Raw genomic sequence first — 21,740 nt, 5'->3', positions numbered from 1 at the left:
AGAAAGGAGACAATATGCTGAACCTGAATTATGAACCAGATGTGCTGGTGGAGGATATAACAACCCTATCCCATGACGAATGGAAATTATACAGAACACTGGGGATTGGGGGGAGTGATGCGGCGGCCGTGTGCGGCATCTCGCCATGGAAAACAGCCAGGGATTTATATGAAGAGAAGGTACATAAAAAAATCAAAGAACAGAATGATGATGGCTGGGTAGCAAAGGAAATCGGAAAGCGTCTGGAGGAATTGGTGGTTCAGATTTTTATGAAACGCACAGATACCAGACCGTATGCTGTGCGTAAAATGTTCCGGCATCCGCTGTATCCGTTTATGATATCTGATTTTGATTTTTTCGTTAAGCTTGATGAAAAGATCTATTTATTGGAGTGCAAAACCTCGTTCAGTTACCACCACATGAATGGCTGGGAAGGTGGAAATATTCCGCCGCACTATGTTCTCCAGGGCATTCATTATATGAGTGTGGCTAACGTAGATGGCATAATTTTTCTCTGCCTTCATGGTAACCATGAGGGTTCTCTTATCATACGGCGCCTGGAGCGTGATTTGGCACAGGAAGAAGAACTGATTCGGCAGGAATCGTATTTCTGGAATCAGTGTGTAGCTTTAAGAAAACCACCTAAGTATACGGAGAAGGCTGACTTAATGCTTAAAAGCATTCAGGGACGCTATGGTGTGCAGGAGAATAAACAAATTGTACTCCCACCATCATATGCGGCAAACATGACGTCCTATCTGAAACTGAAAAAACGGAAGTCAGAATTGAAGCGTCAAATGGATCAGATAGATGAACAGATGAAACTTGCCTATGCGCCAATAAAGGAAGCCATGGAGGGAGCTGAGGAAGCGGTACTGGAAACTGGTAATATCAGGTATTTGGCCGGCTATAATAGGAAAGTTACAACTTCCATCAATAAAGACAGCCTGGAGGTGCTGCAGCTTATGCATCCGGATATTTACAGAGAGTATGCGCAGACAAATACCTCACAGTCTTTTTATATTAAAGAGGATAAGGCAAGTTAGGGGAGGAAAACGAAAATGGACGAAGAAATGAGACAGCCAGAAGAAATGGTATCTGTGATAGATGGAAAGAAGGTACAGGAAATCTTGGTTGGCCGATATCTCAATGTTGTTATTGTGGACCATACGGATTTTATGAAGCTTATGTTGAAGGAAGACTACAGAATCAGGCATAATTTTATGATGTTGATTGGGCAGTGGTTTATATGTTTATCCTCCAGTAGTGAGTGGGATGAACGAAATGAGGGCAGTGTGAAATTGTCCTGTAAACTGAAACCAGAGCTTTCAAAGACCAATTTATGGCCTTGGGTCACGTATGGGGATTCTGCACCCAATGAAGTTTCGGTCAGCGGCCACCAGACGGAATCAGTTGAACGGCTGTTTGCAGCATATTTATCTAAAACAGAATGGGAAATTTGCAATCCATTTCGCCAGTTCCTGGTTGCTATGCAAAAGGAGGACCGTGCACTTCAGCAGATATTGACTCGGTTCGCAGTGGAATGGTGTGACTGGGTGGTAAAAGAGGAAAAAGAAATACAGGGAGAATCTTACCGTATTGCCAGTCTGATTGCATCAATACCCTCCGTCTTACTATAACATAGGAGGAATTTTGACTGATAATGAGAGACATTTTCTGGAATTAAAGCTTAGAGTTTGGTTAAGAAAGCTGAAACGGGAAAAAGCCGGTTTTGCCGGCCATAGAACTCCGAATGACTGGTCCTGTGAGCTAACAGATACTGCGAAAAAATACTTATGTGATGTGGTTTATTCCGGTCAGGGCGGTTATGTGCTTGCGAGTGAAGAATCTCGCTTATTTACTGAGTTGCAGCAGGCTGTGACTCAGGCAAAGGTAAAGGAAAAACTCCATCAGGCATTGTTTGTGGATATGGATTTTGAGATGGTACGAGATCTGGCATATGGACTAAGAGGCCAGGTGGAGACAATTATGATGGAATACAAATCACACGTTAAGAAAGGGAATGAACATGGAACAAAAGATTTTAACACTACAGGAAAAAATGGTAAAGATCCGCTCGGAGATACCTGCATTGGTAAAACGCGCATACAGTGAGGACGTGAATTATGATTTTATAAAGATTGATGATATTTTCCGCTATCTGACCCCGGCAATGAACCGATGGAATGTGAACTTTGAAATTGTTTCGGAATGTGCTTCAAAGAGAAACGAGAATGGGGACTCTGTCTATGTTGAATTCTTAGCATATTGTCAAATGTGGCTGTATGAGGCAGATTTAGAACTAAAGTGGATTAATGCAGAGAAGCCAGAAGACGAGGTAACCGTTACAATCCACGCCATCGGTACCCATGAAATGCCGGAGAAAGCAAAAGGCAGTGCGCTCACATATGCCATGAAATACTACCTAATGGATAAATACTGCATCGACCAGGGCGGTGTAGACCCGGATATGCGGGATTTTCCATCGGATACATATGATGGGAGCATACCGGAATATGATGGCTTGTCCTCTGATGCATATGATTTCTCAGATCGGGATTCAGAAGGGATAGCAGGAGATGCCTCTGGAATAACCGATATGGAACTGGACGCTGAAATGGAAGGCGGACAGGAAGTACCGGAGGAAGAACCGATGGAGGAAGCTGAGGAGAGCGAAGTTGATGCATCTGAAGAACGTTCCATGATGAATGATTTAGAGATGAACCCAGAATCAGGGCAGGAGGAAACGAATGCGGAAGAAACAGCAAAACAACAAGATGGGGGTATGGAATCAGATGCAAAAAAGACCAGAAAGAAGTCTGCAAAAGATAAACAGAAGGCAGATAAGGGAGACACGAATCGTCCGGTTCTGAGCCGCCATATCATGCCGGAGAATGGGACGATGGTGAATCTGCCAAACGAAGTAAGCCCACAGCCGGCTGTAAATATGACAATTGAGGAAGCTGGCAATATTGTTTGCACATTTGGTATCTATAACAATAAATGTCTGAGTGAGCTGCTCAATCAGGGAGAAGAAGGGGTGAAGGCGTTGGAGTGGATAGCCTATAATTACCGCGGCAGAAATGAAACAATCCGACAAGGCGCCAGATTGCTTTTGAGCACGCTGTAGGCCGCATGGTGAAAGCAGCGGGAGAGAATACTTAAAAGATGTTTAACATATCAGATGTAGCAAATTTGTTGGGAATTAAGAGGCTGACGGAAGGAAATTCCTTTAATGTCGTATGTCCGTTCTGTGGCGATACCAGAGGAAAAATGAATTTCCGTATTGTAAAAGACGGTGAGCTGGCAAATACCTATCACTGCTTTAAATGCGGTGCTCATGGAAATATGCTGACACTCTATGCAGAACTGATGGGAATTTGTGGTGTGGATCGGTATAAAATTGCCTATCGTGAAATTAAGACGGCGCTGCATGAGGGCGCTGGCTGCAGAAACAGCTATGACAGCAGCTTCACAGGAACGATGACACAGATAGAGGAGGAAGAAACAGCAAGTCTTGAGAAAAGAAGTCAGATTTATCAGAGACTCATAGAGATGCTGTCCCTGTCGGAAACTCACCGTAGAAAACTGATGGACCGGGGACTAACAAGCAACCAGATTGAGGCATTCCATTTTCGCAGTACTCCAGTTCATGGGACTGAGGGGCTCGCAAGGAGGCTGATAAAAGAAGGATATTCTCTTGCGGGCATACCGGGATTTTACATGAATCAAAACCAAAACTGGGATATTGCGTTATATCGGAATAACCAGGGAATCCTATGCCCGGCTTACAGTATATCCGGAAAGATTGAAGGTTTTCAGATACGGTTGGATGCTCCCAATGATGATAAAAAGTATTTGTGGTTAAGCAGTACCAATAAAAAACGTGGTGCCGGCAGTAAGAGTCCGGTCAGTTTTGTTGGAAATCCATTTGACAAGACGGTACGGGTAACGGAAGGAATATTAAAACCGATTGTCGCTCATGCTTTATCCGGATACAGCTTTTTGGGGACACCGGGAGTAAACCAGTATAAGAGCCTTGAGAAGGCATTGGCAGTCCTAAAGGAGAACGGTCTTGAGATGGTCATGGAATACTTTGACATGGACAAATTCATGGATATCGGCTGCTATGGTGATTATAAGTCCTCTACCTGTGGTAAATGTCAGAACAAGGAGCGTTACTATGGAAGGAAGATTTGTGAAGAGAAACGGAAAAAGCGGGACCAGATTCGTGCGGGGTGCTGCAGGCTCTATGAGAGCTGTGACCGGCTAAAATTAAAATGCATCCGCAAGACCTGGGACCAGAGAGAAGATGGGATTTGGGCTGGAAATGATAAGGGAATTGATGATTACTGGTGGTCTGGCCTGAAGAAAAAAGAGGAGCAGATTGGATATGATGGGATGGACAGAACAATTCATCATCGAAGCAGTTTGCCGTCATACGGAACAAGAGTTGCGTAGTGATGAGACAAAAACAGAGAGAATGAAGCTTAGTGCCTGTAGCGCCTTAGAAAGTATCAGAAGACGTGTCAATGGATACGGAGCAGAGTGTTTTGCATTTGTCCTGTTGGTTGGGATTATGTTAAAGAAAAGTCAGATGATACTGAATGCAGATACAAAGGGGGAGCTGGAAGCGATTTTAGAGCCTTCCGTACCCCGGTGGAATTACGGAGGATTTCTCACAGGTCCCTATCATGTACCGGAAGAAGAAGCAATCTTTTGGTCGAAAGCTTCATTGGAGGCCCCGTTGAATGATGAAGGAGCAAGACGGTACCGGGATGTGGCTGCAGTAGCCTTTCCAGAGGAGATGGCTGAAATCTGGGGAACAGATGATACAGGAGAAGGCGGCATTGCCGTATAAAAAGGCAGGGAGAGAAACCATCTTTCCGTGTCTATTTTTGCGCATGAAGCTAAGATGGAGCAATCCAAAAGTGGGTTTGTATAAAAACGAAGGAGGATAACAAATGAACAGATGTATATTTGTGGGAAGATTGACAAGGGATCCGGAGGTGAGTTTTTCAGAGAAAGCCCAGATGTCGATTGCCAGATTTACTGTGGCGGTGGACCGGATACCAAAGAGAGAAGGAGAACCAGAAGCAGACTTTTTTAACTGTGTGGCATTCGATAGGAAAGCAGAGTTTGTGGAACAGTATTGGTACAGTGGTATGCGTGTGGTGGTAAGCGGAAGAATGCAGAATGATAACTACACAAATAAAAAGGGAGAAAAGGTATATGGCGTTTCTTTGAAAGCGGACGATGTTGAGTTCGCTGATGGAAAGAGAGAGGCAGATAATGGGCAGGCGCAGAGCACGGCTCCGTCCAGAGCAGCAAATCCTGCAAATGCATCAGCGGCACAGATGTCCAAAGAAGCTCCGGTGACGAGAAATGCAACACAGGCACCCAGAGCAGCCACTGCGGCATCCAGAGCAGCAGCGCCAGCTACGAATCAGGGCGCCGCAAAACCGGCTGCCAGCAGAAATACATCACAGCGTCAGGCACCTAGCCGAAGCGCGGTAGGAAGAAGCGCATCCCAGCGAGGGGCTGCGAGGGCAGCTGCCGGCGATGACTTTATGAATGTAGCGAGTGGAATGGAAGAAGGTCTTCCGTTTAATTGATTTAACAGTATGAATACAGACGGCTAGGATGTGATGGCGCATTCTAGCCGCCTGCTTTTGGAGGATAAACGAGGATGAATGAAAAGAAAGTACAGAAATTCATCATGGTATTTTTAATGTGCACAGAGGGGGCCGTGATGTTACAGCTGGCAGCTCCCATGATTTTGGGACTTATTGTGAATGCGGTATCGATTGGGATTCCATTTGCAGTGTATTACTTGCTTATCAGAAAAAAATGGAGAATCAGGATAATTAAATCATCGGAGGAAAAAGAGCAGTCTGGCAGTGGAAGTGGAGCGGCCGAGGAAGGTCTGGATGATGGAAATAATGGTCAGGACGAAACGGACAACCCGGTATATGAATGGTATACACGGTGCGGAAGGGAACGAATCAAAGCGATATCTACCAATATATTTGCACATGGAAAAAATGAATTTTGGATTCGTACCGATGGTGTCTGTAATATCCGCACCCCTAAGGGTTACAGACGGGCTGGCAATCTTCCTGGATATCCTGGCGCGCAAGCCAATACTATTACCGAATATTTAAAGCAGGACGGATTTTATGCAGTCAATGATGGGAGATACATTTATGTTTCAAGGTAAGCGGGAGGAAGAGAACCGATGGTATGTAAATTTAAGAGCCGACTGTATATAAACCCGGGGAATGGTTATACCGTGGCTGAATACAGCAGTATGGAGCTGGATTGTATTCCAAGTGAAGCAGTCATATCCAATTATGGAACAGAGGTGACGTTCACTGCATTTGGAAAAGAACTTCCTTGTATGGATAATGTGGAGGTTGAGATGGAGGGAGACTGGAAAAGGTCCGAGAAATATGGCCTTCAGTTCGGTGTTGACTGGTCCAGGGTTCTCCTTCCCAAAAGCCGGGAGGGAATCATCGGTTATCTGTCCTCCGAATTGATTAAGGGAATCGGCCCGGTTATGGCAAGAGAGATTGTCAACCGGTTCGGAACCGATACCTTCACTGTTATGGAGAATCATCCCAATGAACTCCTTTCTATTAAGGGAATTACTGAACAGAAGCTGGAATTTATTATTGAATCCTATCAGAAGAGTGCGGAATTAAGGGAATTAATGGCGTATCTTGCACCTTACCACGTCACACCCAAAAAGGCCGAAAAAATCAAACAGCATTTTGGTCTGGAAGCAGTGACACTGTTGAAGGAAAACCCATACCGTCTTTGTGAAATCAAAGGGTTTGGTTTTATTACCGTTGATCCCATTGCCAGAGCCAGTAAAGACCTCGCTCCGGATGAGCCTAAAAGGATTAAAGCGGCTATTCAATATGTTTTGAGAAAGGGCGCTGAAGAAGGAAATCTGTATTTAGACAGTACCATCATTGTCGATAGGGCATATAAGGTGCTCAATGCAGGCTTTCCAACTGATACAGTCAGGCGCGGACAGATTAAGCTGGCAGGAAATGAGCTGGTAATGAAGGATAAGCTTCTGGAGGCAGATGGAACGGCTATTTATTTAAAGGCATACCGGGAGGCGGAGAAAGAGGCAACGTATCATCTTGTCAGGCTGCTCCGTTCACCGGGGAACACGTATAATATTGAACGGGAATTAGAGGCTGTTTTAGCAAAAAGTAAAATGACGCTTGCACAAAAACAGGAGGAGGCAGTCCGAATGGTATTTCAATCCCAGGTATCCATCATCACTGGCGGCCCTGGAAAGGGAAAGACTACCATCCTAAAAATTATTCTTCAGATATTTGAACGTCTGGAAAAAAATAAGTCTGTACTACTTTGTGCACCCACAGGCAGAGCCAGGAAAAGACTTTCAGAGAGTACCGGGTATCCGGCATTTACAATCCACAAAGCATTATATGTAACGGATGATGAGATGGACAATATGGAACCCGAAATCCTCGAAGAGGATTTGATTATTGCGGATGAATTTACCATGTCCGACATGAAGCTTGCCAGTATGCTGTTTTCAAGAATCAAGACAGGAGCCAGACTTATATTGGTAGGTGATGCGGATCAGCTTCCATCGGTGGGACCGGGAGATGTATTTAGAGAATTAATTGTCTCCGATGTGATTCCAGTTACGGTTCTGGACGAGTTTTTCCGACAGGCGAAGGGGTCAAATATCATATGGAATGCGGATTTGATGAACAGAAATCAAAAGAATCTTCTTTATGGAGATGATTTTACCTTTACCTATGTGGAAGACGCATATGACGCCGCAGAAAAAATTTCAGAAATATATCAGGAGGAATTGGAAAGAAGCGGCGGTGATTTGGATATGGTTCAGGTATTATCACCTCTGCGCACAAAAACGGAGGCAGGGGTAACTGCTTTAAATAACCGGCTGCAGGGAATTGCCAATCCGTTTGCTGTTGATAAAGCGGAGTGGCAAACCAAGTACGGTTTGTTCCGTGTTGGTGATCGGGTTATGCAGACGCATAATACAGAAGAGATTGCTAATGGAGATATTGGAAGGGTTGTCCAGATTGGAAAATCAAAGGCTGGGGAAATGGAAATGACCGTGGATTTTGGAGATGTCATTAAAACATATCAGGAAGATGAGTTATCAATCCTTGAGTTAGCGTATGCAACAAGTATACATAAATCACAAGGAGCTGAATTCCCAATTGTGATAATCCCGGTACTTACCTGCTTTTGGCCGATGCTAAAGCGAAATATTTATTATACAGGAGTTACGCGGGCAGAATTTCGGGTTCATCTTGTTGGATCAAAGAAAGCTCTCTATATGGCAATTTCCAACAGTGATATCGGCAAGAGAAATACCCTGTTGGCAGTAAGGTTGCGTGCAGAGGCACAAAGACAGGGGCTGATTCCTGGACAAGAAGTTGCATAAGAAGGAGGAAATCAAAAGATGATGAAGATTTTTGAAAACTGGACATTTACCAGAGTTTTGCCGGAACCATTTGCGGGCGTGGCTGCAAACCGCGGGAAAAAAGACACAACGGAGGCATCCTGTCTTTCCGTCCATAATCATATGTCAAGAATGAAGCGTGCAACCCTGCACGCTTCCACTTTAAAAGCACTGCTGGCCGTATCTGCAATTATAAGAGGAGACCAGGAAGGCGCATTTGGTGTACAGACAGTGTCGGGAACGGTTAAATGGTATTGTATGGAGTACGCAAAGCCTGTGGCTGCCGGTTCTGAAATAAGAATCGGTGTGTACCATCCACAGGATGGTAAATGGAAAGGGATTGTAAAGAACGGAACAACACTGGCGGCATATCCGCAGATTGGTAAGCGGGGGGCAAGCGGCAGGGAAATTATCATGATGTTCATTTTTGCAAGCTTAGCAGAAGGTTCTCTTCATGACGATGAATTTTCCAAAGCCTTCTTGCTGTTAAACGATGAGATAAAAAATGGATATCCGGATGCGGATAAGGCAACGGACCTGGCTTTTCTATGCTGTGACAATCTGTACCGAAGAATTGTCAATAGTGCGTCTCTCGGTGAGTCTGGTATTTTGTTTGACGGGGATAGTATTGCGTCTGGAAATGTACCGTTAATTCTTACCAGTCAACTGGCCGATGGAGATTATAACCCGACCGAGACGATATATGGAAAATTTCAGGTTCTGGAATGTAAGGACTGTGAAAGAACAATATTAGAATTAAAAGAGCAGTATGACCGCAAATTTGAGCTTACCGATGAGGAAAAAAATCTGGTTCCTAAGCTGCCGGAAAAATACAATGTATCAGCAGAAGCACAGGAGATTATGGACGCGGTTATCAACAGCCCCATGCGGGTTTTCCTTAGTGTAGGGGAAGCTGGCACGGGTAAATCAACAAACGCAAAAATTATAGCACAGTTGTTGGGATTGCCGTACTATGCTTTTACATGCAGCGAGGGAACAGATGAAGTGGATCTGGTATCTTCCATGGTTCCCAATACAGGTGAACGGCCGGGAAAGATTCAGATTCCCATGCCAACGTATCAGGATCTAATCATGGACCCGGCTTCCGCTCTGGCGCAGATATGTGGATTGTACGACAACGAAATCAGTGAAGAAGAGGCGTTTAGAAAAATCCTGACCATGTTTTATCAAAATGGATTTGAAAATGGGAAGGATGATAAGAAATTTGTCATGGTAGAGTCCCCTATTGTGACTGGGTGCAGAAGACCATCACTGGTGGAAATACAGGAGCCTTCTGTTATTACCAAACCAGGTACTCTGGTTAAGTTAAATGGACTGCTGGATGAAGGTGCGGCAATCACACTGACCAGTGGAGAAGTGGTGAAACGGCATCCCGACACAGTAATCCTCATTACAACCAATATGGGATATAAAGGGTGCCGGGGATTTAACGAATCCGTTTTGTCCAGAATGCGTATGGTTCATTACTTAGAGCCGCTCAATGCGGAGGCAATGGTAGCCCGGGTCAAGAAGAAAGTGAAATTTGACGATGAGACTTTCTTAAAGAAAATGGCGGATATTGTTTGTGAAGTACAAAAACACTGCAATACAGAAATGATTACGGGCGGAGTATGCGGATACCGGGAATATGAGGACTGGGTGTGGGCTTACCTTATACAGAAGGATATATTGAAAGCAGCAAAATGCACGCTCGTTGCGAAAGCAGCGCCGGAACCAGAGGAAAGGGAGGAAATTTATAAAAAACTGGTGATACCCGCGTTCACAGAGGCGCATGCGGCATAAAAAAATGAGGAGGAACCAATGAATAAAAAAGTGCAGCAAAAACATAATCAAATAAAAAATAGAATGGGAAGGCTGACGGATAAAGATTTTTTTCTGTCTCAATCCTATCATGGCACCATGTTAAAATCTGTCAGATTGTTGGGACAGAAGAATGATATTACCCTGCTCATGGATTATGAAGAGTCCGATGACGCCAGGATTGCGTTTACAAATGGACGGCTCCTCTACTTAAATACGGCGAATCCAATCACAAATCTGATGACGAGCCGGGTGTCTAAAATAAAGAGCCATGAGGGGTTTATAGCCCATGAATGCGGCCATCTTAGATGTTCGGATTTCAAACGGCGGGGCCGGTATGTAAGCGGATTCTCCAGATGGCGTGTGTATCCAAAGCCTCCACAGGTGCAGCTGGTATACGAAAGAAAAGCCTGGGAGGAGATGAAAGGATACTTAAATGCCCATAACGTGGTGGCAGCCTCGGTGATACAGAAAACCGCTTCTTATATAAATAACGTACTGGAAGATGTGTATATTGAAAGCTTTATGTGCCAGAAGTATCCGGGCAGTATTCAAAATGGAATTCAACGTAATGCCGCGCTTATCATTCATCATATTCCAACGCAGGAAGCGCGTAAGGCAGAAAAGAGCGATGGACTGACTATTATGCTGGATATGATTTTCCGCTATGCCAGAGCCGGAAGGACAGAGGCAGAAAAAGAATATGATAAACAGTATTGTTCCCGCTTAAATTCCTGCCGTAAAATCATTGATGAGGCAGTGGTAAGCGCTGACCCGGATATTCGCTTTTATGCTACGAACCGCCTGATGCTAAAGTTGTGGAAATACATCAGACAGGCCATTAAAACAGCGGCAAAGAGCCTGAAAAATGAAATAAACCGGCTTTCGGAGGAAGAACTGAGTAAGAAAATTCAGGAGTATTTAAATCGGAAAATGTTATGGGTGGCACTTTCAGAGACCATCGGTGCTTCGGAAGAACAGAATGAAGTGGAAGAGGAAATTGAAGGCTGGGACGGGGAGCTGGAAGGGGAACCGGAATCTCAAAATCAGAACGGTAAGAACGAAGAATTAGAAAATGCACTTGAGAAAATGCGAGATGGGCAGAGGCAGGAAGGAGGAGAAGAGGAAACAGAGGAAGGATTGGAGATCGATGAGACATTATCTAATCTTTTGCAGAAAATAGCAGAGGAGAAGTTTCTGCTGGATGAGGAATCGGATTTAAAAAGGAATCTGGAGGAGGAGGCAGCAGATTTTAAATTGGACGGTATCCACAAAGATTCAGTGATTGAAATGCACCGGATGACAACAGTTCCCCAGGGATTGGAAAAAGAATATAAAATGATTGCTCCAGAAATAAACCGAATCACAAAACGGCTGGAAGCATCGTTTGAAGATGTGCTGGAGCGGCTGGAGGGAGGTACGCAATCAGGTCTTTACATGGGGAAACGTTTAAGCCGTGGAAATCTGTACCGGCTAGATGATAAGATTTTTGAAAAAACAATAAAACCGGAAGATGGATTTTCAATCGCATTTGCGGTTCTGCTTGACCTTTCAGGTTCTATGTCATCCGGTGGCAGGATTGAGTCTGCACAAAAAGCGGGTCTTGTCATGTATACGTTTTGCCGGAATCTGGGAATACCGGTTATGCTGTATGGCCATACAACCCATGATACGGGATATACGGAAGTGGTAGACATTTACTCTTTTGCAGATTTTGATTCTGTAGACAATCAGGATTATTTAAGAATCATGAGTGTTAGTACCTATGATTGTAATAGAGATGGAGTAGCACTTAGATTTGTAGGACAAAAACTGCTAAACCGGCCAGAGGATATAAAAATATTATTAATGATTTCCGATGGACAGCCTTATGCCCAAGGATATAAAGGCGAAATTGCAAAAGCAGATTTGCAAGAAGCCAAATATAGCCTGGAAAAAAGAGGAGTTAAGTTGTTTTCCGCAGCAATCGGTGATGACCGTAAGATGATTGAGGAAATATACAAAGATGGATTTCTGAATATTGCAGATTTCAATACAATGCCAGTCAAACTGGCAGGTCTCATCGCCCGGTTCATCGGATAGAGGAGGAGACATATGGCAGAAAGGGAAGAACGGGACTGGTCTAACGTAGTATCCGGTCAGATTGCAGTGTATAAAACAGATAAGGCGCTGTTAGAGCTCATGGATAATTTAAAACCAGCGTCATATTTATTTCCGGCTCATATCCATGCGTCCGGAGACGTGTCAGAAGTTGGGGAAAGGTCCTTAATCCGTCTTAATATGCTGGATTACAGCAAAGGAACTGGGGATAATACAGTGAGTGTCTATGCCAATATCAGCCCAGAAGAAGCTAAATACATATACTCGGCGCTCTTTAATCATCTGTGGGAATTTGATTATCCCCAGGAAAAGATTTTTGGTAATCCAGATAAGGAGGGGTACAGTATTGTCACAAAACTTAATATTGTCCGGTATGATACTGATTCCCAGGGGAATAAACGTAATTACCCATGGTTTGTAGAAATACAAAACGGACGCGGAATTGCAATGAAAAATTCCAATGGTGGCCGGTATTGTAAAAGGAATAGTTATATCTGTGACAAGAAAGCCAGTCTGTACATCAATGATAAAGACCTGTTTATCCTATTTTGCAAGACAGACGCTTATATACGCGCATTTGAGATGGAGTATGCATTTCGGGAAAACAGGATCGGAAACTTTACCAGCTTGTATGGTCTTTTAAAGAATGAGATACAGGGAGCAGCCGACAGACTGCTCACTTGTATCCATAGGGAAGATGAGGAACCTATGAAAAAGGCAGGATGATTTAGTTCTAAAGACCCAGGCTAAAGACCCTGTAAAAGTTGTTTGCTTGAATAAGAAGGGCAGATATGATATATTAGATTTGTAAAAGCATAAATTGTCTGGAACAGAAAGGAGGGCTTCTATGTGCCAAATCTCAATCCGCATACCGGATGCAGTTATGTATGATACACATATGAGTGAGGAGGAGGCCGCTGCATTTGCCAGATGTATGGTAGCAGTAGGATATTATACGCAGAATAATGTGTCCATAGGATACTGTGCCCAGATAGCCGGTATGACAGAAGAAGAATTTATTAAATATCTGGGAAAGCGGAAGGTCAGTATTTTCCAGTTTGACAATAAAGCAGAGTTTTTGGAGGAACTGGAGAATGCGTAGAGTGATTGTAAATTCCACCCCCATCATTGTACTTTGTAATATTGGATTATTGGATATACTGAAGGCGCTCTATGCAGAGATTTGTATCCCGGAGGCTGTGTACCGTGAGGTGACAGAGAAAGACGATTCGGCATGTCAGGTATTAAAGACTGCATTGAATTGGATACATGTGGAAAAAATCACAAACCAGTCAGATAAAAAGATGTATAAGGCGAAGCTTCACGATGGAGAAGTGGAAGTCATGATTCTGGCCCAGGAGGGGACAGCGGACGATTTAGTCGTGATAGATGACAATGCTGCTAAAAAAACAGCAAAATATCTCGGTCTAAAAGTTACCGGAACAATCGGAGTCCTTTTGAAAGCCAAGAGAGAGGGGATTATCCCGGAGATTGCTTCCGTTCTCGAAAAAATGAAAAAGAACGGATTTTATATCAGCGAAAGCCTGGAACAGCTGGTACTGGAACAGGCAGGAGAACGACACAATATATAGTGCAATGAAGTTGACAAAAACTATATATGGTGGTAAAATGAGTGGGAAAGCTGATTTATGTAATCCAAAGATTACAAATGTTTTTTGTTCCGGTGTTTAACTGGAAGCATGATTTTTGAAGTAACAGAATAAGAGCAGCTATTGTGCTGCGGGAATGAAGAGACATCAAAATGAATTGTTTTGGTGTCTCTTTTTTTGTTTGCAGAAAGGAGGAAGAAGCCAGAAGGCGGAAAGGAGGGAGCGGATGAGAGATTCTTACAATCCGGAGGGATATCATTGCCTTATCATTGCAATCTTAATGGGAGTCAATGCAAGGGAGGCCCGGTTTCTGTATGAACATGGCCTGAATAATCCGATTTCCCAAAAAATCTTAAAAAAGAAGCATCCCAAAATTGTGCGGGTGTCAACAAGAAAGGAGAGAAAAGAAGTTATACAGCAACTGAGAAGCGAGGGTTACAGTATAGAGGCTATCGCAGATATTTTAAACTGTGACCATTCCACTGTGAAACGAAATTCTAAATTGAAAAGGAGATTCACATCATGATGACATTAGAAAAATTTGCCGAAGCTGTCAGCTCTGAAGTAGCCAAAAGATTAGGGGCCGGTTTCCATGTGCATGTTCTGAAACCGGTTATCAACAATGGCATAGTCCAGACACAGTTGTGCATTGAAAAAGAGGGGCAGCAGTTTCGCCCCTCTATTCACTTGAAAGATTTTTTTGAGTGCTACAAAAAAGGAACAGGGCTTCAAGCGATTATTGATGAGATTCTGGAATGCTATGCATCGGCGCCAGATATACCGGCTGGTATGCAGGAGATTGTAAATGATATGAGTTTTGAGAAAATCAAAGACAAAATCATGTGTAAACTGGTAAATACCCACGACAACGCTTCTATGCTGGAGAACATCCCAAACATTCCATATCTGGATTTATCCGTTATATTTTTATTATTATGTGAAGAAACAGAAGAAATAGCAGCAACCTTAATGATAACAAATAAGCATTTGAACTATTGGTCTGTGGACAAAGAGGAATTGTATCAGAGAGCATTGGTCAATATGGTAAATAAGTATCCACCAGTGCTTATGAAAATAACGGACATGATGTATGTGTTAACAAACCGGATTCACTTTTGTGGTGCCGAAGTCTTACTCTATCCCGGGCTCATGAGATACTGTGAATTACATGTGGGAAAGGATTTCTTAATCATTCCTTATAGTGTAGATGAAGTGATTCTGTTTCCGACCCTGGGTGTCGAGGATGCTGTAGTTTCTCAGGAACTGGCGGATTTGATACAGTCCATTAATGCAGAGGAAGTTCCGGCAGATGAACGGTTATCCAATCATGCATATAGATATTGTTCCGCTGAGGATAAGGTTATATGCATTTAAGGTGACTTTCATTAGGATAGGAGAGGTTTATGCATATTCATAAATTTGCAGATATCGCCTCGTTTGCAGAGATTGGGGTTGGAGGGAATCTTCCGGCAACAGAAGAGTACCGGGAATTCATCAAAAAGCTCCACCCTACACAGTTCCTGACAGGACGGCTGACAGCTCCGTTATACGAAGTAGAGTATTCCTATGTAACTGTGCGGGGAAATTACCGAAAGGCTTATAAATATATCCTGCTGCGTTTGGAGCATGATGATCTGGACCTGGAGATTGAAATGATATTCTCAGACTGGGTAGAGGAATTAAACCGTAAATGTCCATACCGGCGTATTTTAAATGCACAAATTCTTAAAATAAAGCCCATAGCGTATGCAACAATCCCATTTGAAATCTAAAAAGGTTCCATTCCCTCATTTCCCGGAGAAAACTCCTGGTTGCCGTTAAAGGCCAGGTTACTGCGGACCGAGGCCTTGAAAGAAGAGCGGTTAGCGGCGTAAAAAGACACACCGGAAAGAATGGCTTTTCCGTCAATAGCAGAATAATTGCGAAGGACGGGAGAGAATGGAACAATACAGACTTTTTGATGATTTTTCAGATAAGGTAAAACGGGCAATCCAGTTGTTTCAGATGTTTGAAGATGCTGCGGTCCGGTATCATAAGGATGGTTATTACCTTGCCTTCAGCGGCGGAAAAGACAGTGATGTGCTTTATGTGCTTGCAAAGATGGCCCATGTGAAGTTTCAGGCACATTATCATTTGACAACAGTAGATCCTCCGGAGCTGGTGCGGTTTATACGGGAGGCATTTCCAGATGTCAAGGTTGAGTATCCGGAGCTGACCATGTGGGATTTGATTGTCAAGAAGCAGATGCCGCCGCTGCGTACAGCACGCTACTGTTGTGAAGTGCTGAAAGAAGGAGGGGGTGAGGGAGCCTTTACGGTGACCGGAGTCCGCTGGGAAGAAAGCAGGAAAAGAGCCAACCGGGATTTCTTAGAGATTCATAAGAAGAAAGGGGCTATTTATCTAAATTGTGATAACGAGGAAGATCGTAGAAAATTAGAAATATGCAGCTTGAAGGGAAAAAGAATATTAAATCCCATCATCGACTGGACAGAGGAGGACATCTGGTGCTTTATCCGTAAGTATCAGGTGCCTTATTGCTGTCTGTATGACCAAGGCTTTTGTAGGATTGGGTGCATCGGTTGCCCTCTGGCAAGCATAAGAAGCCGGGAACGGGAATTTGAGCGATATCCCAAGTACCGCGATGCTTACATACGAGCTTTTGACCGTATGGTAAAGGCGCGTACCGCCAGTGGTAAATCTAAGGGAAACTGGAAGGATGGTGAGAGTGTGTTCCGCTGGTGGATGTATGGAAATGAAAAAACAGATAAACAGGTTGCAGGTCAGATGGAGCTAAAGGATTTTATCGACATGGCGGCTTAGTCACTTCACTGGGTTCGTAAAAGGCATCAATGAGTGGAGTAAAACGTATTGCACGTAAGCACCCAATACGGCCGTAATGTACGTATAACGAAAGAAGGAGGACCAAATGAAAAAACAATCGTGTAGGAACTGCCACAATATTGATCTGAATAAAAAAGAGGAAACAGAAGGAAGGCTGAGTGGACGCTACCGTTATGGCTGCACCGTACAAAGAAGCGGGTTTATATGCGGCTTTATTATCAGCGATGAGAAACTGGAAGCTTTGGTATGCCCAAACTGGAAAGGAGGGAAGATGGAGGAGGCCGATTACGAAAGGCTGGCGGACGAATTTGGGGAAAGGCTTCAAACTCTGTATGACCGGTGGAATATGTGGAAAATAAGGGGGTGCCCGGAGGCGGATGTGCCTGACGGAGAATATTTAAATCGACTTCGCAGTGGAATAGAAGCAATGATGAGGCAGATTGAGAATACCTTCGCTGAGGCAGATTACCCAGAATGTTATTATGCCCCGCTTCCTCCGGTTATGGATGTGGATTACATGGCGAATTGCCAGCAAATTAAAGAAACCGCAATTCGTGCGCTTGAAGAATACCGAAATAATAAGGATTATTTATGGTTAGCAGACCATATCCAACATTTGGATAATGAGGACAAAGAAAACAGTGAGGCTTACCGTCTCTTGTGTCATGTACAAAGTTTGGAAGAAGCGATTTGCGAAGATGCCTACTTGCAGATGAAGAGAGTGAGCTTCCAGGAAAGCCTGTATGATGACATGGCTAACTGTAAAAGGCGTATTTTGAAAAGAAAGCGCCGGCCATCAAATAAGAAATCGAAAAAAAATAGCCCGCAGATTGTTGGTCAGTTAAGAATCGGTGATTTGAAGGCTTCATAAGGAGGAAAAGAATGGACCATCTTATGTTAGTAAAAAATCTGTTCAATGATATGTTTGTGTTTCTTAATGGTACTCAACCGCTGCCTTTAGAATCGCTGGATGATGTCTACCAGGGGGAACCACTATTTCTGGCGCTGATTGGAGGTTTGGACCAGGCACTTTTGGTTGATTATAATAGCGCAATGCAGGAAAGCTATGGATTCTATAAGAAGTATTGCGGCAGAGAACTTACTGAAGAGGAATGGGAACAAGTGGTAGAAGAAATCCAGATGTTCATTGATAAATGGAACAATAGCTGGTGTAAGGGAATGATTTTGGCGTTATTGGCGTTGATGGAACAGGAAGAGGACGAGCGGAAAGGAGAAGGAAAGATGGAGCAGGCAGAAAGTTCCGGAGATGAAGAACTGGATAGCATGGATAATGCTGCATAAAGTCAGTATAGCCGGGGAATGGTGAATTCTCCGGCTGGATTTAAAGGAGTATGACAATGGTAGAAAAATTATATAAAAAGGTTAAGAATATTCAAGATTTTAACGAGACAGCCAGTAAGTTGCGTCAAATGGGACTAAAGGATGAACTTAAAAATCTTGCCGGGAAATATAAGGTTCCTGAAGTGGATTTGAAAGAGTTCCTCTCTGGAAAGCGGTATTTCCTGATAGACGGAGGAGAGACGCAGAAAGATTATATGTCAGCCCGGAGTAAGCTGTTGGATGAAATGTTTAATCTGAATGATCCTCAATTTACGGATGTTATCGGCAACTATCTCATAAAGTGCTGTGATAAAAGCGATTTTGCTGACCTGGTGCTCCAGAAACACAAGACACTGCAGCGGTGTGTTGAGTCAATCATGAGTCGGGCGTATGAAATGGTAAGCGATGAGGTGAAAAAAAGTGGCCGATATGCAAACATGGCTGTTTTGGAAGACACAGTTTTTAAATGGGTACGGGATTATTATTTAACGGATGACCGCGAAAAGGAGGACGAGAGAAGAACGGAAGCAGAAGAGGCCTTCCACAAACGATTGTCGGCGCAGATGAATACTCCGAAGGGAAACAAAAACAAAACCGCTAAGAAACGCAACGCTTCCAAGAAAAATAAAGCAGGTGGAGCAAACAGCAATGCATCTGAGAGGGAAGGAAAACATTCTTCAGCCAAGACTGAGGCAGCTGACCAGAATAAAGACCAGATTGAGGGCCAGGTTTCTCTGTTTGAGAACGGCCTGGCTGAATAAGGAGGAAATGACCATGTTGATTGCATTTAAGGGCTTTGATAAGGATTTAACTTGTACAAACCACGGTAATACATACCAATATCGATTAGGCGTGTGGAATGAGGAGGATAAAGCAAATTGCGGAATAAATGGAATGCATTGTGCTGAAAACCCATTGGACTGCTTATCCTACTATCCGGACTGGGACAGGGCAGTGTATTACATGGTTGTCGCTGATGGTGATATTGACGAGGATGCATATGACAGCAAAATTAGCTGCACCCGGTTGAGGCTTATAAAGAAACTGGACAAAGGAGAATTTGTGGCTCATAGCTTAAAATATCTTCTTGATCATCCATTTAGAAAAAATAATCACCTTGTGTGTCTGAATCAAGGCGTGGCAAAAAACGGTATTGTGATTGTCAGAGGAGAGAATCCTGTTGCCAAAGGCGCAATAGGAGATGTTCTGGGATTTGCAAAGGAAGTGAGAAGCCAGTCCGAGATTACAGAGATAGGAATACATGCTGTGGATGGAAAAGAGATTCTTCCAGATACTTGGTATAGCATCAATGGAAAAATAAGAAAGGCAGGATAAGAGTCATGAAGAAAATAAGACTGAAAAAGCTGGGACATCTGTATGCAACAGATGAAATGCTTTGTATGGCAGAACAGGATATACCGGAGAATAAAAAGATTGGGTGGCAAAGAGTTGAGCCTGTCTTCCAGCGAGAGGTATATCTGCAGAGTAAAATTTGTGACGGTATTTTGATGGTTGCTATCTATTTGGCGAGGGATTTACGGCTGGGAAGTAAAAAACCATTATATGAAATTTTCATTGATAAGAGTAAAAGAGAATATCTCACTTGGGATACAGTAAAGGGAAAATGGCGGACCGCGTGTGTGGAGGCTCTTGAATTTCCGCATTATTACAGTTATTCATGTGCCTACATAACACCAGAAGAAGACATTAGATTGGCTGAATATCTGGGAGTTACCCAGAAAGGTATGAAAGGTATCTACCAGTACCAGCAGTCCATCCTGGAGGAGCGTCTGGAGAATAGATATAAAAAAGAGACATCTCTATGGGAGGCGGCGATGAAGTTGGTCCCCGATGTTCCAAAAGATTGGCTTCGCTGGGTAAACAGACATGGATTGAATGAGAATTTTATATTTTATGACTATTCAAAAAATGTGAAAGAGGGGTTTTGTACCTGGTGCGAGAAAATAGTACCAGTGAAGAAAGCCAGACATAATACATATGGTACCTGTATATGCTGCGGGCATCGTATCCAGTATAAAGCTAAGGGAAAAGCAGGGAGGCTTTGTACAAAAGAAGAACAGGTTTATTTACCGCAAAAGTACGGTGATGGTCTTATAATCCGGCAGTTTACAGCACAACGATTTTATCAGAAAGGGGAGTATAAAACACCAAAAATAATGTGTAATGAAACCGGAAGAGTTATTTATGATAAGAATCTAACAGACACACAGTATTACTATGGCAGGTATAAACAAAGAGGATACCGCTGGATTAAAGGCTATCCCAGTTACTCGTTTTTTTATGGATACAACGATTATAAACTAAACCATGCTGGTGCTGTGTATAAACGTACAGTACCAGCACTGTCCCGCCATATATTAAACAGGACAGGTCTGCCGCAGTTGATATCTACCGGATACAAAATAAGTCCGAATGATTATCTTAGCGGCCTGGCTGAGGCCCCGTATCTGGAACGCTTTATCAAGGCAGGACTAAAACACCTTACGCTGGATGCACTCAAGGGTCGGATTGAGGTGTCAGAATCCCATAGTTTGGCAAAGTCGCTAGGAATAGACGGAAACCGTTTGGGACGGTTGCGGAATAATGATGGGGGCGAATTGTTTCTTATATGGATGCGGTATGAAAAGAAAAAACGCAAAAATATCGTGGATTCAGTAATTTGCTATTTTGAAGAACAGGATATCCGACCGGAGAATATAAAATTCATCCAGGATAGAATGAGTGAATTAAGAATATGCAATTATCTGAAACGTCAGTATGCATTAACTAACCGGCCTCCCCTGGAACTTCTATCTACCTGGCAGGATTATCTCAATATGTCAAAACGGCTGAAACGTGATATCACATTGGAAATATTCTATAAGCCCAAAAATCTGGTTGAAAGCCATGATGAAGTTCTACAGTTGTGTGAAGATAAAAACATAACGCTTCAGGCAGTTGATATCGCAAAAGTATATCCGGATGTGGATGCAATCTGTGAGTCCATTAAAGAAAAGTATGAGTATAGTGATCAGAAGTATGTACTTCTTATTCCAAATCGGATTGAGGATATTATACAGGAGGGCAGGGCACTTAGGCATTGTATACGATTCAGCGATGACTATTATGAACGGATACAGAGAAGGGAAAGCTATATTGCATTTTTGAGAAAAGCAGATCAGCCAGAGAAGGCATTCTATACATTGGAGTTTGAACCGGACGGGACTGTCCGTCAAAAGCGTACAAGCGGTGACCGACAAAATGTGGATTTTAACCAGGCTGTCAGCTTTATAAAAAAATGGCAGAAGGCAATCCAGCCACGATTAACAGAGGAGGATTACCGGCTGGCCAAAGTAAGCGCAAGTCTCCGTGTAGAAGAATTTAAAGAACTGCGGAAGAAAAATGCGAAAGTATGGCATGGTCATCTTGCGGGCATGCCTTTAGCTGATGTTCTGGAAGCTGATTTGATGGAAGTTTCTTTGTGTATGGAGGATGCAGGGATAACGGAAGCAGACGGTCAGAATAGCGAACTTGTGGCCGCATAA

At 43.4% G+C, this 21,740-nt stretch carries 23 protein-coding genes; all 23 read left to right on the top strand.

From position 1 onward, the window contains the following. The first annotated feature begins 14 nt into the window (after positions 1-14). The 23 genes from M1L66_RS25465 to M1L66_RS25355 all read left to right on the top strand — a co-directional run bounded on the left by M1L66_RS25465 (position 15) and on the right by M1L66_RS25355 (position 21,740). On the top strand, positions 15-1,046 hold the full coding sequence (locus M1L66_RS25465) for a YqaJ viral recombinase family protein (RefSeq protein ID WP_039892736.1): 1,032 nt from the start codon (positions 15-17) through the stop codon (positions 1,044-1,046). 15 nt (positions 1,047-1,061) lie between these two features. Next, the gene (locus M1L66_RS25460; RefSeq protein WP_434688752.1) at positions 1,062-1,640 is read left to right on the top strand and encodes a hypothetical protein; all 579 of its coding nucleotides are present in this window, start codon (positions 1,062-1,064) and stop codon (positions 1,638-1,640) included. Positions 1,641-1,653: 13 nt separating this feature from the next. After that, positions 1,654-2,115, top strand: coding sequence for a hypothetical protein (locus M1L66_RS25455; RefSeq protein WP_002591435.1), 462 nt, complete (start codon positions 1,654-1,656; stop codon positions 2,113-2,115). Beyond that, entirely contained in the window at positions 2,093-3,130 is a 1,038-nt protein-coding gene (locus M1L66_RS25450; protein ID WP_434688751.1) for an ERF family protein, read from the top strand. The genes M1L66_RS25455 and M1L66_RS25450 overlap by 23 nt, the downstream gene beginning before the upstream one ends. Positions 3,131-3,168: 38 nt before the next feature. Further along, positions 3,169-4,461 (top strand): DNA primase, encoded by a 1,293-nt coding sequence (locus M1L66_RS25445; RefSeq protein ID WP_434688750.1) that lies wholly within the window; start codon positions 3,169-3,171, stop codon positions 4,459-4,461. A 118-nt stretch (positions 4,462-4,579) separates the two neighbouring features. Next, a complete protein-coding gene (locus M1L66_RS25440) occupies positions 4,580-4,861 on the top strand; it encodes a hypothetical protein (RefSeq protein ID WP_227127677.1) in 282 nt (93 codons plus the stop codon). A gap of 103 nt (positions 4,862-4,964) precedes the next feature. Next, complete coding sequence (locus M1L66_RS25435; RefSeq protein ID WP_289583490.1) at positions 4,965-5,615, top strand: single-stranded DNA-binding protein; 651 nt, start codon at positions 4,965-4,967, stop codon at positions 5,613-5,615. 74 nt (positions 5,616-5,689) lie between these two features. After that, positions 5,690-6,220 carry a hypothetical protein gene (locus M1L66_RS25430; RefSeq protein WP_434688749.1) on the top strand — a complete coding sequence of 177 codons (531 nt, stop codon included), beginning with the start codon at positions 5,690-5,692 and terminating at the stop codon, positions 6,218-6,220. Positions 6,221-6,238: 18 nt separating this feature from the next. Then, complete coding sequence (recD2, locus tag M1L66_RS25425) at positions 6,239-8,464, top strand: SF1B family DNA helicase RecD2 (RefSeq protein WP_434688748.1); 2,226 nt, start codon at positions 6,239-6,241, stop codon at positions 8,462-8,464. Positions 8,465-8,482: 18 nt separating this feature from the next. After that, positions 8,483-10,285: a hypothetical protein gene (locus M1L66_RS25420; RefSeq protein WP_434688747.1), complete on the top strand. Its 1,803-nt coding sequence runs from the start codon at positions 8,483-8,485 to the stop codon at positions 10,283-10,285. A gap of 18 nt (positions 10,286-10,303) precedes the next feature. Further along, positions 10,304-12,385 (top strand): cobaltochelatase CobT-related protein, encoded by a 2,082-nt coding sequence (locus M1L66_RS25415; RefSeq protein WP_434688746.1) that lies wholly within the window; start codon positions 10,304-10,306, stop codon positions 12,383-12,385. Between the two features lie 12 nt (positions 12,386-12,397). Further along, a complete protein-coding gene (locus tag M1L66_RS25410) occupies positions 12,398-13,129 on the top strand; it encodes a hypothetical protein (RefSeq protein WP_006775503.1) in 732 nt (243 codons plus the stop codon). A gap of 121 nt (positions 13,130-13,250) precedes the next feature. After that, positions 13,251-13,505 (top strand): UPF0175 family protein, encoded by a 255-nt coding sequence (locus M1L66_RS25405; RefSeq protein WP_002602380.1) that lies wholly within the window; start codon positions 13,251-13,253, stop codon positions 13,503-13,505. Further along, a complete protein-coding gene (locus M1L66_RS25400; RefSeq protein WP_434688745.1) occupies positions 13,498-13,995 on the top strand; it encodes a DUF3368 domain-containing protein in 498 nt (165 codons plus the stop codon). The genes M1L66_RS25405 and M1L66_RS25400 overlap by 8 nt, the downstream gene beginning before the upstream one ends. A 244-nt stretch (positions 13,996-14,239) precedes the next feature. Next, the gene (locus M1L66_RS25395; RefSeq protein ID WP_039892437.1) at positions 14,240-14,539 is read left to right on the top strand and encodes a helix-turn-helix domain-containing protein; all 300 of its coding nucleotides are present in this window, start codon (positions 14,240-14,242) and stop codon (positions 14,537-14,539) included. Further along, complete coding sequence (locus tag M1L66_RS25390) at positions 14,536-15,387, top strand: DUF5688 family protein (RefSeq protein WP_227127687.1); 852 nt, start codon at positions 14,536-14,538, stop codon at positions 15,385-15,387. Before M1L66_RS25395 ends, M1L66_RS25390 begins: the two co-directional genes overlap by 4 nt. 29 nt (positions 15,388-15,416) lie before the next feature. Further along, on the top strand, positions 15,417-15,785 hold the full coding sequence (locus M1L66_RS25385; RefSeq protein WP_006775511.1) for a hypothetical protein: 369 nt from the start codon (positions 15,417-15,419) through the stop codon (positions 15,783-15,785). 166 nt (positions 15,786-15,951) lie between these two features. After that, positions 15,952-16,833 carry a phosphoadenosine phosphosulfate reductase family protein gene (locus M1L66_RS25380; RefSeq protein ID WP_434688744.1) on the top strand — a complete coding sequence of 294 codons (882 nt, stop codon included), beginning with the start codon at positions 15,952-15,954 and terminating at the stop codon, positions 16,831-16,833. A gap of 292 nt (positions 16,834-17,125) precedes the next feature. After that, positions 17,126-17,725 (top strand): hypothetical protein, encoded by a 600-nt coding sequence (locus M1L66_RS25375; protein ID WP_434688743.1) that lies wholly within the window; start codon positions 17,126-17,128, stop codon positions 17,723-17,725. 11 nt (positions 17,726-17,736) lie between these two features. Further along, on the top strand, positions 17,737-18,156 hold the full coding sequence (locus M1L66_RS25370; protein ID WP_006775514.1) for a hypothetical protein: 420 nt from the start codon (positions 17,737-17,739) through the stop codon (positions 18,154-18,156). 56 nt (positions 18,157-18,212) lie between these two features. Further along, positions 18,213-18,956 carry a Cas9 inhibitor AcrIIA9 family protein gene (locus tag M1L66_RS25365; RefSeq protein WP_434688742.1) on the top strand — a complete coding sequence of 248 codons (744 nt, stop codon included), beginning with the start codon at positions 18,213-18,215 and terminating at the stop codon, positions 18,954-18,956. A 13-nt stretch (positions 18,957-18,969) separates the two neighbouring features. Next, the gene (locus tag M1L66_RS25360; RefSeq protein WP_118042693.1) at positions 18,970-19,530 is read left to right on the top strand and encodes a DUF7666 domain-containing protein; all 561 of its coding nucleotides are present in this window, start codon (positions 18,970-18,972) and stop codon (positions 19,528-19,530) included. Between the two features lie 5 nt (positions 19,531-19,535). Further along, positions 19,536-21,740, top strand: a complete 2,205-nt coding sequence (locus M1L66_RS25355; protein ID WP_227127691.1) for a PcfJ domain-containing protein — start codon at positions 19,536-19,538, stop codon at positions 21,738-21,740.

This window comes from Hungatella sp. SB206 (assembly GCF_051132295.1).
GTDB lineage: Bacteria > Bacillota > Clostridia > Lachnospirales > Lachnospiraceae > Hungatella > Hungatella effluvii.
The sequence above is the reverse complement of the archived record's forward strand: the minus strand, read 5'-3'. Positions and strand labels throughout refer to the sequence as shown.